Annotated in this window: 14 protein-coding genes; 3 read left to right on the top strand and 11 right to left on the bottom strand. The window is 69.3% G+C overall.

What is annotated here, in order from left to right; all coding sequences use genetic code 11:
- Positions 1 to 24: 24 nt before the first annotated feature.
- From P5G46_RS09595 to P5G46_RS09570, 6 genes are all read right to left on the bottom strand, one after another.
- The gene (locus P5G46_RS09595; protein WP_239277406.1) at positions 25 to 1,260 is read right to left on the bottom strand and encodes a glycoside hydrolase family 32 protein; all 1,236 of its coding nucleotides are present in this window, start codon (positions 1,258 to 1,260) and stop codon (positions 25 to 27) included.
- 47 nt (positions 1,261 to 1,307) lie between these two features.
- Positions 1,308 to 2,354 (bottom strand): LacI family DNA-binding transcriptional regulator, encoded by a 1,047-nt coding sequence (locus P5G46_RS09590; RefSeq protein ID WP_408905565.1) that lies wholly within the window; start codon positions 2,352 to 2,354, stop codon positions 1,308 to 1,310.
- Between the two features lie 11 nt (positions 2,355 to 2,365).
- The gene (locus P5G46_RS09585; protein WP_408905564.1) at positions 2,366 to 3,748 is read right to left on the bottom strand and encodes a NosD domain-containing protein; all 1,383 of its coding nucleotides are present in this window, start codon (positions 3,746 to 3,748) and stop codon (positions 2,366 to 2,368) included.
- A gap of 31 nt (positions 3,749 to 3,779) precedes the next feature.
- Entirely contained in the window at positions 3,780 to 4,616 is an 837-nt protein-coding gene (locus tag P5G46_RS09580; RefSeq protein ID WP_408905563.1) for a carbohydrate ABC transporter permease, read from the bottom strand.
- Positions 4,613 to 5,467: a carbohydrate ABC transporter permease gene (locus tag P5G46_RS09575; protein ID WP_239277427.1), complete on the bottom strand. Its 855-nt coding sequence runs from the start codon at positions 5,465 to 5,467 to the stop codon at positions 4,613 to 4,615. Before P5G46_RS09575 ends, P5G46_RS09580 begins: the two co-directional genes overlap by 4 nt.
- 148 nt (positions 5,468 to 5,615) lie before the next feature.
- Complete coding sequence (locus tag P5G46_RS09570) at positions 5,616 to 6,938, bottom strand: extracellular solute-binding protein (RefSeq protein ID WP_408905562.1); 1,323 nt, start codon at positions 6,936 to 6,938, stop codon at positions 5,616 to 5,618.
- A 216-nt stretch (positions 6,939 to 7,154) separates the two neighbouring features.
- On the opposite strand from P5G46_RS09570, the gene P5G46_RS09565 reads away from it, so the two are divergent.
- Entirely contained in the window at positions 7,155 to 7,385 is a 231-nt protein-coding gene (locus P5G46_RS09565; RefSeq protein WP_375094946.1) for a hypothetical protein, read from the top strand.
- A gap of 29 nt (positions 7,386 to 7,414) precedes the next feature.
- Positions 7,415 to 8,626 carry a NosD domain-containing protein gene (locus tag P5G46_RS09560; protein WP_408905561.1) on the top strand — a complete coding sequence of 404 codons (1,212 nt, stop codon included), beginning with the start codon at positions 7,415 to 7,417 and terminating at the stop codon, positions 8,624 to 8,626.
- A 25-nt stretch (positions 8,627 to 8,651) separates the two neighbouring features.
- Here the strand turns inward: P5G46_RS09560 and P5G46_RS09555 are convergent, their stop codons facing one another.
- On the bottom strand, positions 8,652 to 9,734 hold the full coding sequence (locus P5G46_RS09555) for a VanZ family protein (RefSeq protein WP_408905560.1): 1,083 nt from the start codon (positions 9,732 to 9,734) through the stop codon (positions 8,652 to 8,654).
- 108 nt (positions 9,735 to 9,842) lie between these two features.
- On the opposite strand from P5G46_RS09555, the gene P5G46_RS09550 reads away from it, so the two are divergent.
- Positions 9,843 to 11,933 carry an APC family permease gene (locus P5G46_RS09550; protein WP_374204615.1) on the top strand — a complete coding sequence of 697 codons (2,091 nt, stop codon included), beginning with the start codon at positions 9,843 to 9,845 and terminating at the stop codon, positions 11,931 to 11,933.
- A gap of 163 nt (positions 11,934 to 12,096) precedes the next feature.
- Here P5G46_RS09550 and P5G46_RS09545 read toward each other — a convergent pair whose 3' ends face one another.
- The 4 genes from P5G46_RS09545 to P5G46_RS09530 form a co-directional block, all read right to left on the bottom strand.
- Positions 12,097 to 12,858 (bottom strand): ABC transporter permease, encoded by a 762-nt coding sequence (locus P5G46_RS09545; RefSeq protein ID WP_408905559.1) that lies wholly within the window; start codon positions 12,856 to 12,858, stop codon positions 12,097 to 12,099.
- Positions 12,855 to 13,643, bottom strand: coding sequence for an ABC transporter ATP-binding protein (locus tag P5G46_RS09540; RefSeq protein ID WP_408905558.1), 789 nt, complete (start codon positions 13,641 to 13,643; stop codon positions 12,855 to 12,857). Before P5G46_RS09540 ends, P5G46_RS09545 begins: the two co-directional genes overlap by 4 nt.
- A gap of 91 nt (positions 13,644 to 13,734) precedes the next feature.
- Positions 13,735 to 14,094, bottom strand: a complete 360-nt coding sequence (locus P5G46_RS09535; RefSeq protein ID WP_239277374.1) for a DUF1048 domain-containing protein — start codon at positions 14,092 to 14,094, stop codon at positions 13,735 to 13,737.
- A gap of 1 nt (position 14,095) precedes the next feature.
- Positions 14,096 to 14,425 (bottom strand): PadR family transcriptional regulator, encoded by a 330-nt coding sequence (locus tag P5G46_RS09530; RefSeq protein WP_408905557.1) that lies wholly within the window; start codon positions 14,423 to 14,425, stop codon positions 14,096 to 14,098.
- Between the last annotated feature and the right edge of the window lie 124 nt (positions 14,426 to 14,549).

The following is a 14,549-nucleotide window of genomic DNA, read 5'->3' as shown; positions in this document are numbered from 1 at the left end:
CCGACTACGGTAGCGGGCCGCCACTCAGCTCAGGGGGTAGACCTCGCAGGCCCCTGCGCTCGCCTCGATGCGCAGGTCGCCGCCCGCGGGGGTCAGGGCGGCGGTGAAGACCCCCGCGGGCGACGACAGCTCGAGCACGGGCCCGTCCACGATCACGCGGAGCGGACCCGACGCGGGGACGGTCCACTCCCGATCCCCGACGCGCACCGCGGCCTCACCGGTCCGGCGCTCGACCGTGGCGATCGTGCCGCCGCCGGAGGCGAAGGTGAGCGATCCGTCCGCATCCGACCACACCACGTCGGCCGCAAGACCCTCGACTCGTCCGTCGACGGCACAAGGCCCGCGGTGCGCCGCCACGTCCGGGTGCGGCTCGGCCGTGAGCACGGCACCGTCGCGGCCCAGGCGGTACGGCACGCTGTGCGCACCCTCCCAGCCCGCTTCGTGATCGCCGATGCCGCGGATCCAGAACTGGACGCACGGCTGCCCGTCGGCGTCGAAGAACAGTGAGGGGGCGTACAGACCCTCACCGTAGGTGAGCCGCCCCCACCCGTCGGCATCGAAGCGTTCGCCGTCGAAACCGCCGACCGCGTAACCGGCGTAGTGCAGCACATCGGCGTCCCACACCGACGAGATCATCACCTCGCGGCCGTCGATCGCGATGAACTGCGGACACTCCCACAGCGCGCCCATCCACACCGGCTCGGTGATCTCGGTGGACCGTTCGAGGACGACGCCGGCGTAGTGCCACATCTCGAGGTCGCGCGAGGTCCACGACAGCGCCATGGCCGTGCCGTCCCGACCGGCCGCCCCGACGAACATGCGCCAGCTCTCGCCCTCGCGCCGGATGAACGGGTCGCGGAAGGCGATGAGGTCCAGGTCCTCGGGGACGGTGACGAGCACGTCGCCCTTCCGCCACGATCCGTCGAGGCCCGCCTCGGGAAACGCCACCCGCACCCGCCCGATGCCGAAGTCGGGCTCGGTGATCGCGGTGTAGAAGATGCGCGCCTCCCCCGCGTCGTCGACGACAAGGCATCCGGTCCAGATCCCGTCGTCGCCGTCGCCCGGGTACAGCGCCACCGCCCGCTCGCGCAGCGAAAGCAGGTCGGGTCCGCTCGCGTGACCCCAGTGGCAGCTGGGGGCCCAGGACACTCGGTCCGGAACGTATTGGAAGAACGCGTGGTACTCGCCGTCACGGAAGGTGATGCCGTGCGGGTCGTTGATCCAGCCCGAGCGGGCGGTGAAGTGCAGGGAAGGGCGCATGAAGGGTCCTCGAAGGCAGGCTCCCCGGGGGGAGTGAGGCGGAAGGGTCAGGCGCGCGGAGCCGCGACGGACTCGCGCTCCACGAGCGGGCACGGCAACAGGGCCGGGGGGAGGGATGCCGTGCGCTCGGCGGAGTCGTTGACGATCGCGTACAGAGCGTCGACCGCCCACGCGCCCATCTCGTAGTGCGGGAGCGCGACGGTCGTGAGAGGGGGGAACAGGCTCTCGGGGATCGGAGCCTGATCGTCGAAGCCGACGACGGACAGGTCGTCGGGGACCACCAGACCGCGGTCCCCCGCGGCGCGGTAGGCCCCCATGGCCATGCGGTCGTTGTAGCAGAACAGCGCCGTGGGAGCGGCATCCAGGAGGGTGTTCGTCGCGGCGTATCCGCCGCGGGCGTCGGAGCTCCCCTCGACGACGAGTCCCTCGGTGGGCAGCCCCGCCTCGGCCATCGCCTCGAGGTAGCCGCGCAGGCGGCCGCGCGTGGCCGGGACGTCTTCCGCGCTCGCGGCGAACGCGATGCGGCGATGGCCGCGGCCGACCAGCATCTCGACGACCGCCCGCGCCCCGCCGCGCTCGTCGGGGAGCACCGCGGGGATGGTGCCGGCGCGATCGCGCGCGCCGATGAGCACCGCGGGTCGAGCCGCGAGGTTCTCCGGCGCGACGATCTCGTCGTGGTAGACGGTCGCGTAGATGATGCCGTCGACCTGCCGGTCGAGGAACGCCTGCACCTGACCGGACGGGACCTCGGGATCGGGGTTGAGCTCGGAGTTGATGATCGCCAGCGTCAGGTTGTGGCGACTCGCCTCTTCCTGGGCGCCGAGGATGATGCGACCGGCGTGGGGGGTCGTGGCGATCTCTTCCGTGAGGAGCCCGATCATCTCGGATGCCTGGGTGCGCAGGCCGCGGGCGAGACGGTTGGGGCGGTAGCCGAGTTCCTCCGCGGCGGCACGCACACGGGCGGCGGTGTCCTCGCTGACCCGCGTGTGCGGGGTGGCGTTCAGCACGTGCGAGACCGTCGTCTGCGAGACGCCCGCGCGCGCGGCGACGTCACGGATCCCGGCCGTCTTCTCCGTCAGCCGCGTCTCGGACATCGTCACCCCCCTCACGTTCGTACCATTTTCTGCGCCGCGGTGGTGGTGTGCGAGGGCCGGATGGCGGGAGTGAAGCGGACGGCGTTGCGTTCGAGGTCGGCATCCACTTCGCCCTCGGTCCCGGAGTCGAGCACGGTGTTGCCATCGGCGCCGGCGTCGATGCGCACCGTCGTCACCGGCAACGGTCGAGCGTCGGCCGTGGACAGGAGCGCCTCCACCTGCGCTTCGAACGCCGAGTCCTGGGCCGCGGGATCCACGTCGGAGGCGACGACGTGGTTGTCGGAGATGCGGTTGCCCGTCCCCGCGGTCACCCGCACGATCACCGGCGGCGTCCCCGCGGGGCGCACGCGCGACGCGGCCACCACCTCGGAGAAGTGGTTGCCGATGATCGAGTTGCCGTCGCCGTGGACGTTCACGAGACCGAACGCGTCGTCGTGGCGCCCATCGACGCCGAGGAAGGGGGTCCAGGGCTCGTGATCGCGCAGGAAGTGATTGGATGCCACGAGGTTCTCGGAGCTCCCGGCCGACAGCACCACGATCCCGGGGTAGAACGAGTGGAGGCGGTTGTTCGTCACGCTCGAGCGCGTCACCCCGTGCAAGTGCACGCTGCTCGCCCCCCGGGGGAAGACGTTGTTGGCCGTGATCAGCAGACCGCCGTGGTTCTCGGCGTAGATCGAGTGACCGGCGAACCCGGCGCCGATCAGGTTGTCGGTGATCTTGGACGCCTGCCCCCACCCGCGCAACTCGACGCAGCTCCCGCATTCGGCGATGAAGTTGTCGTGGATCGACAGGGCATCGGCGTGGTAGATCGTCAGGGCGTTCTCGAGGTACACGAAGCCCATCTCGTTGACGCGGAACGAGTCGTTGGCATCCTCGACGTAGATCCCGGTCTTGCCGTTGACGTACGAGTTCTCGGCGTTGTCATCAGGACCGGGCGCCGTGAAGTGCAGCCCGTCGATGCAGAACCCGCTGAACTCCACCGAGCTGATGCGCGGGCTGCCCTTCCGCTGCACGAGGAACGCCGCGCCGGATGCCTCGTCCCCCGCGTCGACGTCGGCGAGGTCGACCATGACGCGGCTCCCGCCGGGCCACAGCTCGTGCAGATCGGCCCATTCGGCCTCGGGCACGTTGAACCGGATGCTCGACGAGGTGAAGCCATGACCGGCGCCCTCGATCCGGAGGAAGCTGATGTCGATGACGACCTGCGTGCGCAGCCGGTAGTCGCCCGGCGGGATGTACACCACCGCGCCGGGGCGTCCGCCGTCTTCGACGTCGGTGGTGCGCTGACGTTCCTTGACGTCACGGAGGATGTCGTTGATGACCGCGCCGATGTCGTGCGCGGCGTCTCCGTGGGGCCACTGCGTCACGTCGTAGTGGTTGCTGCGATGAGCCATCGGGGAGTTCTCCAAATCTGCGGATGCCACGTCAGCCCTTGACGGCGCCCAGGGTGAGGCCGGCGACGATGTGCCGCTGCAGGAACAGGGTGAGCAGGATCACCGGCACCGAGTAGACGGTCGCGAGAGCCGTCATCCCGCCCCAATCGAGACCGAACTGCGTCTGGAAGTTCGCGATGACGACCGGGGTGGTCTGCGCGCGGACCGAGGTCAGCAGGAGGGCGAAGAGGAACTCGTTCCACGAGGCGAGGAACGCGAAGATCGCCGTCACCGCCAGCCCTCCCGAGACCACGGGGAGCACGACACGCACCATCGCCTGCAGGCGGGAGCAGCCGTCGACCTCGGCCGCCTCACCCAGCTCGTCGGGCACGGCCTCGAAGAAGCTGGCCATGAGCCAGATCGACAGGGGCAGCGAGATGGTCGTGTGCGCGAGAGCGAGCCCCAGCGACGTGTCGGTCAGACCGATCGATCGCATGACCTCGATCAGCGGCGCCCCCACCGCGATGGTCGGGACCATGCGGGTCACCAGCGCCGCGAGGATGAATACGCGACCGCTCGGGGTGCGGAAGCGCGTGATCGCGTAGGCCGCGGGCACGGCGAGCACGAGGGACAGCGCCGTGGAGAGCACCGCGGTGACGACGCTGTTGATGAGCGCTGCCGGGACGCCCTCGCGCGACAGTGCCGAGACGTAGTTGTCGAGCGTCCACACACCGGGGAGCACCTTGGGCGGCACCGCGATGGCATCCAGGGGGGTCTTGAACGACGTCAGCAGCAGGTACAGGAAGGGGAAGCCGTACAGGACGACGGCGGCGACGAGCAGCGCCCACAGCACCACTCGGCTGCGGCCGACCGTTTCGAGGGGATTCATCGCGCGCTACCTCCCGGTCGCCAGATGAGCAGGACGGCCGCGATCGCGACGGCGAGCATGGCGACGAGGTACACCGTGCCCATGGCACTCGCCAGCCCCGGGTCGCCGAACCGCGTCATGGTGCGGTAGATGAGCAGACTGAGCGTCGTGGTGCTGTTCTGCGGCCCGCCGTCGGTCTGGATGAGGATGATGTCGAACGCGCGGGCCGCGTCGATCCCGCGGACGATGAGCGCGACGGCGATGACCGGGCGCAGCAGCGGCAGGATGATGCTGAACAGGATGCGGGGGTAGCGCGCCCCGTCGATCCGCGCCGCCTCGATCACGTCGCCCGGGATGTTTTGCAGCCCGGCGAAGAGCACCAGGGTGATGAACGAGGTCGTCAGCCAGATGTCGGGCACCGCGACCGAGAACAGGGCGATGCGCGGATCGCTCAACCACGCGATCTGGCTGGGGTCGGACAGGATGCCGGCACGGGCGAGGAGCTCGTTGACGATGCCGAAGTTGTCGATGAGGAGGAAGCGCCACAGGAGCCCCGCGACGACCGGGGCGATCATCAACGGATACATGAAGATCGTGCGGAACACCGCCGATCGACGGCCCAGCGCCGTGAAGAGGAGGGCGACGGCGAGACCGAGGACGAACTCGGCCGCCACCACCACGATCGTGTAGACCACCGTGCGCACAGACGCCGACTGGAACGTCTCGGATCCGAACGCCGCGGCGTAGTTGGCGAGCCCCACGAATGTGCGGCCGGCACCCGCGAACGGCGAGATCTCGAAGAAGCTGTCGTAGACGAAGCGCACGAGGGGCCACAGGACGAACGCGGCGAGGAACAGCGCGGCCGGGGCCATGAGGGCCAGGGCGAAGCGGCGGTCTCCGGCGTCTTTGCTGCGGCGGCGGCGCGCGGGCGGCGGCGCGCCCCGCGACGGGGCGGCCGGGGCCGCCCCGTCGCGGGCGGGAGGAGCGATGGTCTCCACGGGGTGCTTTCGAGCGGGATCGTCAGGGGACGATCGACTGGATCTGGGTCTTGGCGTCGGTGAGCAGCTGAGCGGTGTCGGCGCCCGGTTCGACGGCCTTCTGAAGCATCGGCACGAGCACCGAGTCGACGATCTCCTGCCACTCCGGCGTCGCGGGGCGGGGAGCGGATGCCGGCGCCTCGAGCGTCTCGACGAGAGCGGCGTAGTTCTCGAACCCGGGCACGTCGGCCTTGGACTCGAACGCGCTCTTGCGGGCGACGAGACCGAGCGACGTGTCGGCGGCGAGCTCGTTGTGCTCGTAGGCGAAGGCGACGAAGTCCTTCGCGGCATCCTGCTGGGTTCCCGAAGCGGGAACGGACAGGTACCACGCGCCGGGCACGCCGGCCACGCCGCCCGGGCCACCGATCATGGGGGCGACGCCGATGGCGTCCTTGATCGGCGAGTCGGCGGGGGTCTGACGGTACGCGTGGCCCCAGAACCGCATCATCGCGAGGTTGCCCTGGTAGAAGAGGTTCTGCGCCCCCGCCCAGTCGAGCTGAGCGGCACCGGACGGCGCGTACGGCAGCAGGCTGACGTAGAAGTCGAGCGCCTCTTTGTGCTGCGCGTCATCGATGGTCACGTCGCCGCTCGCCGGGTCGAGGACCATCTGCTCGGCGCCGGCCTGCGACACCGTGGCGAGCCACTCGGTCTCGACCGCGCCCTTCACGTCGGTGCCGTACAGGTCGACCGTGCCGTCTCCGTCGGTGTCGCGCGTGAAGAACTCGGCGACGTCGCGGTACTGCTCCCACGTGGTCGGAGCAGCGAGGGCGTAACCGTACTTCGCCTCGAAGTCGGCCTTGTTGGTGGCGTCCTCGAACAGGTCGGTCCGGTAGAAGAGAATCTCGGAGTTCGTCCACACCGGCATGCCGATGAACGTTCCGTCCACCTGCGCCTCACCGACGAGGCCGTCGAAGAGGTCGGCCTGCACGTCGTCGGTGATCAGGTCGTCCAGCGGGGCCAGCCCCGGAGCGAAGGCGGGGAGCCAGATGGCATCCAGTGCCGCCACGTCGAACGACGGGGTGCCGGCTTGGAGCTCCGACTGGATGCGGTCGTACAGACCGTCGTACGGCAGCTCGACGAGGGTGACGGCGGTGCCCGTCTCTTCGGTGTAGAGGTCGGCGATCGGCTGGAGCTCGGCCTTGCCGCCCCCCTCGACGACGACCGTGAGCGAGGAACCGTCGTCGCCCGAGGCGGTACCGCCTCCGGCACCGCATCCGGTGAGCACGACGGCGGCGGCCGCCACGGCGGCGACCGGTCCCATCGCGCGCCGGACGCGACCGGCCTGTTGCTGCGTGCGAAGCTTCATCACTTCGACTCCTTCGTGAGTGATTCGGGAAAGTGTGGGCGGGAGTCTTCGCCAATACGTTTTGGCAAATCGTCTTGGCATGAAGCTAACGGCCTGTCCGGTCCCCGTCAAGCGCGGGGCGCCGCCAAAGTTTTTGGCGCTTGCCCCCTTGCGCGCCCTCGTCCTACTCTCGGCTCGATACCGGATGCCAAATCCATTTGGCTCAGAAAGGAACACATGCCCCATCTGCGACCGAAAGCGCCTCGCCCCCGCGGCGAGCGAGCGACGACGCCGTCGCCCTTCGCGCTGACCCGGCGTGGCTTCCTCGCTCTCTCGCTCGCGGCAGGCGCCGTCGGGGCGTGGGAGACGAAGACGCCCGCCGCCGCGGCTTCCCCCGTCGCCGACGCGGCCGCGTCCGCAGCCCGCCTCCCCGAGCGTCCCCACCGCACGCTGCTCGGCGTGCTCTGATCCCCCCAGCACAAGGCAAAGGAGCCGCCATGCCCTCGACGATCTACGACGTGACGACGTGGACCATCCCGTCCGCCCCCACCGTCACCGCCTTCACCGACATCGGCGCCGTGATCAACAGCATCATCGCCGACATCAAAACGAACCAGCCCTCCCAGGCATCCAAGCCCGGGGCTGTGATCTACATCCCGCCGGGCGACTACTCCCTCAAAACCCGCGCCGTCATCGACATCAGCTACCTGCAGATCAAGGGGTCGGGCCACGGCTTCACCTCCTCGAGCATCCGGTACAACGCCGGCAACACGTCCTCGTGGTGGGAGATCTTCCCCGGCGGCAGCCGCATCCGCGTCGAGAACACCGACGGCAACGCCGAAGCGTTCCTGATCCAGCGCTCGGGATCCCCCCGCCTCAGTTCGATCGAGTTCATCGACTTCTGCCTCGACGGCGTCTCCTTCACGCCGAACCAGAACAGCTACACCAACGGCAAGATCGGCATCCGCTCCACGACCGACACCGACTCGGTCCGCATCGCCGGCATGGGCATGGTCTACCTCCAGCGCGGCCTCGTCATCACGGGCGCGGACGCACTGGCGGTCACGAACAACTTCATCGCCGAGTGCGGCAGCTGCATCGAACTCGTCGGCTCGGGTCAAGCGAGCCTGGTCAGCGGCAACCTCATCGGCGCCGGCCCCACCGGCTTCTCGATCTTCGCGGAAGGACACTTCGGCCTGCTGATCTCGGGGAACAACGTCTTCCCGCGCGGCAAGAGCAGCGTGCACCTGAAGAACTGCTCGAACAACAACATCACCGGCAACCGCCTCCACAGCTTCTTCGCCGGGATGGTCACGACCGACGGCGCCTGTGACAACAACCTCATCAGCGGCAACCACTTCCTGCGCAACCGCGAGAGCTTCCCGCCGTTCCAGGGGGTCCCCGCGCCGCAGGACGACCTGTTCGGCCTCATCCACGTGCGCGGCAGCGGCAACACCATCGTCGGCAACCACTTCTCGTTCGACGTCCCCCCGGCGAACGTGCTGCCGTCGGGCGCGACCCCGACGATGGTGCTGGTGAAGTCGGGCAGCAACAACTACCTCGCCATGAACCACCACGCCGCGAACGTGGGCGTCCGCTCCGCCGTCCTCGACGGGAGCACGACCAACACCAAGGTGCTCGACTCCGGCACGGCCGCCGAGTTCCAGGCGCTGGGCGCGGCGACCTACGGCTTCCGCGCGACACCCTGACGCCGCGCTGCCTCCCGGGGTCTCCCTACCCCCGGGAGGCGGCGTCCACCGTCGGGCTCACGACCCCCGAGCGGTCGTCGACGAGGCGCCGACGGCCGATCCAGCCCGTCAGCCCACGGCCATCCGGCCACGTGAACAGCAGCACCACGGTCGCCGCCACGAGCACGAACGCCGACAGCGACCACGGGGCGGGCAGGTCGTCCAGGACGATGTAGGCCCCCGCGCCCGTCAGGAAGCGCAGCGGGCGGGCCACCCACCCGGGCAGCACCCCGTCGGTGTAGCGCACGCGGGTCGCGATGTCGCCCACCGAGCGGCCCGTCACCAGGATCACCCCGAGCCACAGGGTCGCGGCGGCGATCGTTCCCACCAGCGACGACAGCGCTCCGGTGCGGTCGGGGTCGCCCGCTACCAGTTCCAGGAGGGCCTTCGTCGTCACCGAGACCGCGAACGCGATTAGCGAGACCCCCACCAGATCGCACAGGATGCCGAGCATCCGGCGCCCTCGCGTGACGGGGCGGGGGCGCTCGGCATCCGGTGCCTTGTCCGCACCCCGATGCTTCTTCGGGACGATGAAGGCGACGACCGACCCGATCAGCGCGCCGGAGGTGTTGGCGATGAGGTCGTCGACGTCGAAGACGCGGTAGGCGCACGGGAAGACACCCCACACACCGGTCAGCTGCGTCGTCTCGATGAGCCCGCTGACCCCGAGTCCCACCAGGCCCGCCACGAGGATGCCGCGCCCGCCCAGCACGCGGAGGAAGAAGCCGAGCGGAACGAACAGGAGGACGTTCAGCGCGACCTGCAGCACGACCGGATCCGTGAGGTACCGCCCCGAGACCGCGACAGCGACGCGGATCTCGTCGTCGAACTCGAACGGCCGGAGGTTCCTGCCGACGCACCGGTAATCGTCGCTCTGCGGTACGGGGACGAGCGTGTAGGTCCAGATCGCCCAGAAGTACACCGCCGCGCCCGCCCACAGCACGGTCCGGCCGAACGACAGGCCGCCCCGCCGGCGATAGCTGATCGCCACGAACGGCACGAAAGCGAGGAAGGCCACGACAGCCCCGAGGACGACCGCCAGCAGCCCCGACCCGAAGATGTTGTGCACCCCGCGATCCTAGGGAAGTCGCGGCACCCGCACCGCGTGACATCACGGTACGGGTACAAGGGATGAACGACATGCGCGTCAGATTGCGCGCGGCCCGCGGGGGGCGTAATGTCGCGCGCCGTGACTGACGAAAGTCGCGAGCCCGGCCAACAGACGCCGATGGCCAAGCGCATCCTGATCGGCGAGCCCCTGACGTCGGAGAAACTCGACGAACAGCTCCTCCCCAAGAAGATGGCCCTCCCCATCTTCGCCTCCGACGCCCTGTCGTCCGTGGCCTACGCCCCGCAGGAGCTCCTGATGATCCTGCTCATCGGCGGGACGGCGCTGCTCACGTTCAGCCCGTGGGTCGCCGCGGCCGTCGTCGTGCTGCTGATCGTCGTCGTGCTGAGCTACCGGCAGCTGATCAAGGCGTACCCGTCGGGCGGCGGCGACTACGAGGTCGCCAGCAAGAACCTCGGCGAAGTCCCCGGGGTCGTGGTGGCGGCGGCCCTGCTGGTCGACTACGTCCTCACGGTCGCCGTGTCGGTGGCATCCGGGGTCGACAACATCATCTCGGCCCTGCCGGAGCTGAATCCGTTCCGCGTCGAGATCGCCGTCGGGTTCGTGATCCTCATCGTCATCGTCAACCTGCGCGGCGTGCGCGAGGCGTCCTCCGTCTTCGCCATTCCGACGTACATCTTCATCGGGTCGGTCGCGCTCATGATCGTCGTGGGGCTCGGCCGCGCGCTCCTCGGCGATGTGCCCCGGGCCTCCAGCGCCGACTACGCGGTGCAGGCCGAGTCGCTCACACAGGCCGCGCTGATCCTGCTCGTGCTGCGCGCCTTCTCCAGCGGCTGCTCCGCCCTCACCGGCGTCGAAGCGGTCTCGAACGGCGTCCCCGCCTTCCGCAAGCCCAAGATCCGCAACGCCCAGACGACCCTGACCCTCATGGGCGGCATCGCGATCCTGCTGTTCGTCGGCCTCACCGCCCTCGCGCTGCTCGCCGGGGTGCACTACGCCGAGAACCCCTGCAACCTGGTCGGCTTCGATTGCGCGAACAACCCGCAGCCGAGCCTCATGGCACAGGTGGCGGCGGCCACGTTCGGCATGAGCAGCATCCCGTTCTTCATCATCCAGGCCGCGACCGCGTGCGTGCTGCTCCTGGCGGCGAACACGGCGTTCAACGGCTTCCCGCTGCTCGGCGCGGTGCTCGCCCGCGACGGCTACGCACCCAAGGCCCTCAACACCCGCGGCGACCGGCTCGTGTACTCGAACGGCATGATCATCCTCGGCATCGTGGCCATCGGCGTGCTGATCGTCTACCAGGCCGATCTGACGACCCTCATCCAGCTGTACATCATCGGCGTCTTCGTGTCGTTCTCGCTGGGCCAGGTCGGCATGGTGCGGCACTGGCGTCGTACGCTCCGCGACATGCAGGCCCTCTCGCCCGCGGCGGCGCAGCAGGAGAGCGCGCGCTACGAACGCCGCTCGGCGGTCACGGGGCTGTGGATCAACTCCCTCGGTGCCTCGCTCACGGTTCTCGTGCTCATCATCGTGACGATCACGAAGTTCACGCACGGCGCGTGGCTGGTCTTCATCGCGATTCCGATCCTCGCGACCCTCATGCTCGGCGTGAACCGGTACTACCGCGACGTCGAGCACGAGATCCGCATGGATGACACCGTGCACTTCGGCTCGTCGGGCGACGTGGCGATCATCCTCGTGAACCGCCTGCAGAAGCCGGTGATGAAGGCGATCGACTACGCGCTGGCCGCCAAGCACGACAAGACCCTCGCGGTGCACGTGGCCATCTCGGAGGAGGATGCCGCGACCCTGCAGAGGGAGTGGGCCGAGCACGACATGCCCATCCCGCTGATCATCATCGAGTCGCCGTATCGCACCTACACCTCGCCGGTGACGTCGTTCATCAAGACGTACCGCGAGAAGCACGGGTCCTCGGTCGTGACGGTGTACCTGCCGCAGTTCATCGTCGGGCACTGGTGGGAGTCGATCCTCCACAACCGCCGCTCCCGCCGCCTCGCGCAGCAGCTCATGCTCGTGCACGGCGTCTCGATCACGCTCGTCCCGTGGCTGCTCGACTCCTCCGAGCTCATTTACGGCCGACGGTCGCGGCCGCTTCCCGGCCAGCAGCGCGGCGGCCAGCCGGTGGCCGAGGTGCCCGCACACCGGGGCAAGGCGCCGCACCCTCCGGCATCCTGATCCGCCCGCCGGTTCCTCGGCCGCGAGACGTCATCGCGCCGACATCTCCCTACGACCCGCGCGGGACTCGTCGGCGCCCCGCTGCCGCGCACCCCGGTTCAGTGACCAAGACACGCGGATGCCGGGCGACCCGGTCCGCGTGTCTTGGACACCGAAGCCGAGGTCAGCGCCCCGACCGCCGGAACAGCGCGGCCGCGACGAGCCACGCCACGACGAGGATCCCGGCACACCACGCCAGCGCGACCCACACGCTCGCGCCGACGGGCTGCTGTGCGAGCAGCGCGCGGATGGCATCCACGAGCGAGGTCACGGGCTGGTTCTCGGCGAACCACCGCAGCGGCCCCGGCATGGTGTCGGTGGGGGCGAACGCGGAACTGACGAACGGCAGGAAGATCAGCGGGTAGCTGAAGGCGCTGGCGCCGTCGATGGTCTTGGCCGCGAGCCCGGCGATCACCGCCACCCACGTCAGGGCGAGCGTGTACGCCATCAGGATGCCGACGACCCCCGCCCACGCGAGGACCGAGGCGCCCGACCGGAAGCCGACGGTCACCGCCACCCCGACGACGAGCGCGAGCGACACCGCATTCGCGACGAGCGACGTGAGCACGTGTCCCCACAGGACGCTCCCCGGCGCGATCGGCATCGAGTGGAGACGATCCACGATCCCTCCGCGAACGTCGAGGAACACCCGGTACGCGGTGTACGCGATCCCGGATGCCACGGTGATCAGCAAAATGCCGGGGAGCAGGAAGTCGACGTAGGACGTGCCGCCCGTGTCGACCGCGCCGCCCAGAACGTAGACGAACAGCAGCATGATGGCGACCGGCATGACAGCCGTCGTCACGATGGTGTCGGGGCTGCGCAGGATGTGCCGCAGCGAACGGCCCGTGAGGACCGCGGTGTCGGACAGGGCGTGCGTGCTCATGACTCCTCCGTGTGACGCGGGCCGGCCGAGCCGACGATGGCGAGGAAGATCTCCTCGAGGGTGGGCTGCTTCTCGACGTATTCGACGGTCGCGGGCGGGAACAGGGCACGCAGGTCGGCCAGCGTCCCCTCGGCGATGATCCGTCCGCCATGCAGGATCGCGATGCGATCCGCGAGGGTCTCGGCCTCGTCGAGGTACTGGGTGGTGAGCAGCACCGTGGTGCCCGATGCGGCGAGGGAGCGCACGGCATCCCACACCTCCAGCCGCGCCTGGGGGTCGAGCCCGGTGGTCGGTTCGTCGAGGAAGACCACCGCGGGGTCCCCGACGAGGCTCATCGCGACATCGAGACGCCGGCGCATGCCGCCGGAGTACGTGGATGCCGCCCGGCGCGCGGCATCCGTCAGGGCGAAGCGCGCGAGCAGCTCGTCGGCGACACGTCCGGGATCCGGCAGCTGACGAAGGCGTGCGACGAGCATGAGGTTCTCGCGACCGGTGAGGACCTCGTCGACCGCGGCGAATTGCCCGGTGAGGCTGATGGATTCTCGTACCTTCGCCGCCTGGGCCGCGACGTCCACCCCGTCGACGACCGCCGTTCCGCCGTCGGCGCGAAGCAGGGTCGACAGGATGCGGACGGCGGTGGTCTTTCCGGCGCCGTTGGATCCGAGGAGCGCGACGATCGTGCCGCGCGCGACGTCGAGGTCGACGCCGTCCAGGACGCGGAGATCGCCGTAGGACTTCGTGAGGTTCCGCACGTGGATGGCGGGACCGGTATCGATGGGAGACATGTTCTTCCTCTCGTGACGTTCCGGCCGCAGGGCGCACGAGGCCATCGCCCCCGGCCAGCCGGTTCCGGAGGACGCGTGCGGGTGAGGCGGGTCAGCCCTGCGAGCGGGCCGCCTCGTCGATCGAACGGGCGAGGCGCGCTCGTTCGCGTCCGATCCAACTGCCGTCGCCGTAGTTCGCCATGAACTCCTCGGCGAAGGCGGCCGGCTCCGGGCCGGTCAGATCGCGGATGGGGGTGTCGGCCGCGGCCGCCTGCTCCAGCAGGTCGGCCAGATCCGTCACCATGCGGATGAGCGCATCGCTGTCTTCCGTCGGCCCGAGGTTGAGGACGTACCGCTCGAGAGCCCGGCCCGCTTGTCGATAGGGGGCGGGGAGGGCCTCCAGGCGCCGCCGATACTCGCGCCACTGCTTCTTGGCGCTCAGGTCGCCGATGATCTTCTCGTACCAGGCCATGTCAGTTCCCTTCGTCGCGGAGCTGCTCGAGCCGGTCGGCGAGAAGACTCCAGGTGTTCCAGAATTCGGCGAGCTGCGCCCGCCCGTTGTCGTTGAGCGTGAAGACCTTGCGGGGCGGACCCTTCTCGGATGCCACCTTCTCGATGTCGACGAGACCCCGCTGCTCGATGCGGACGAGGATCGCGTAGACGGTGCCCTCGGCGAGGTCGGCGAAGCCCCGGTCGCGCAGATCGGCGGTGATCTCGTACCCGTACGCCGGTCGCCGTGCCAGCACGGCGAGGACGACGCCCTCGAGCACCCCCTTGAGCATTTCGGTGTCCTGTCGACCCATGCGCTACTCCTCAACGTTGACTACCACTACACCGTAACACTGAGTACCGGTACATAGCAAGAGTGACTACCACTCCCCGTCGTGCTCGCCCCCAGCCTCCGTCGAGTGTCCAAGACACGCGGAT

The sequence above is a fragment of the Microbacterium mcarthurae genome (genome assembly GCF_046064585.1).
Lineage (GTDB): Bacteria > Actinomycetota > Actinomycetes > Actinomycetales > Microbacteriaceae > Microbacterium > Microbacterium mcarthurae.
The sequence above is the reverse complement of the archived record's forward strand: the minus strand, read 5'-3'. Positions and strand labels throughout refer to the sequence as shown.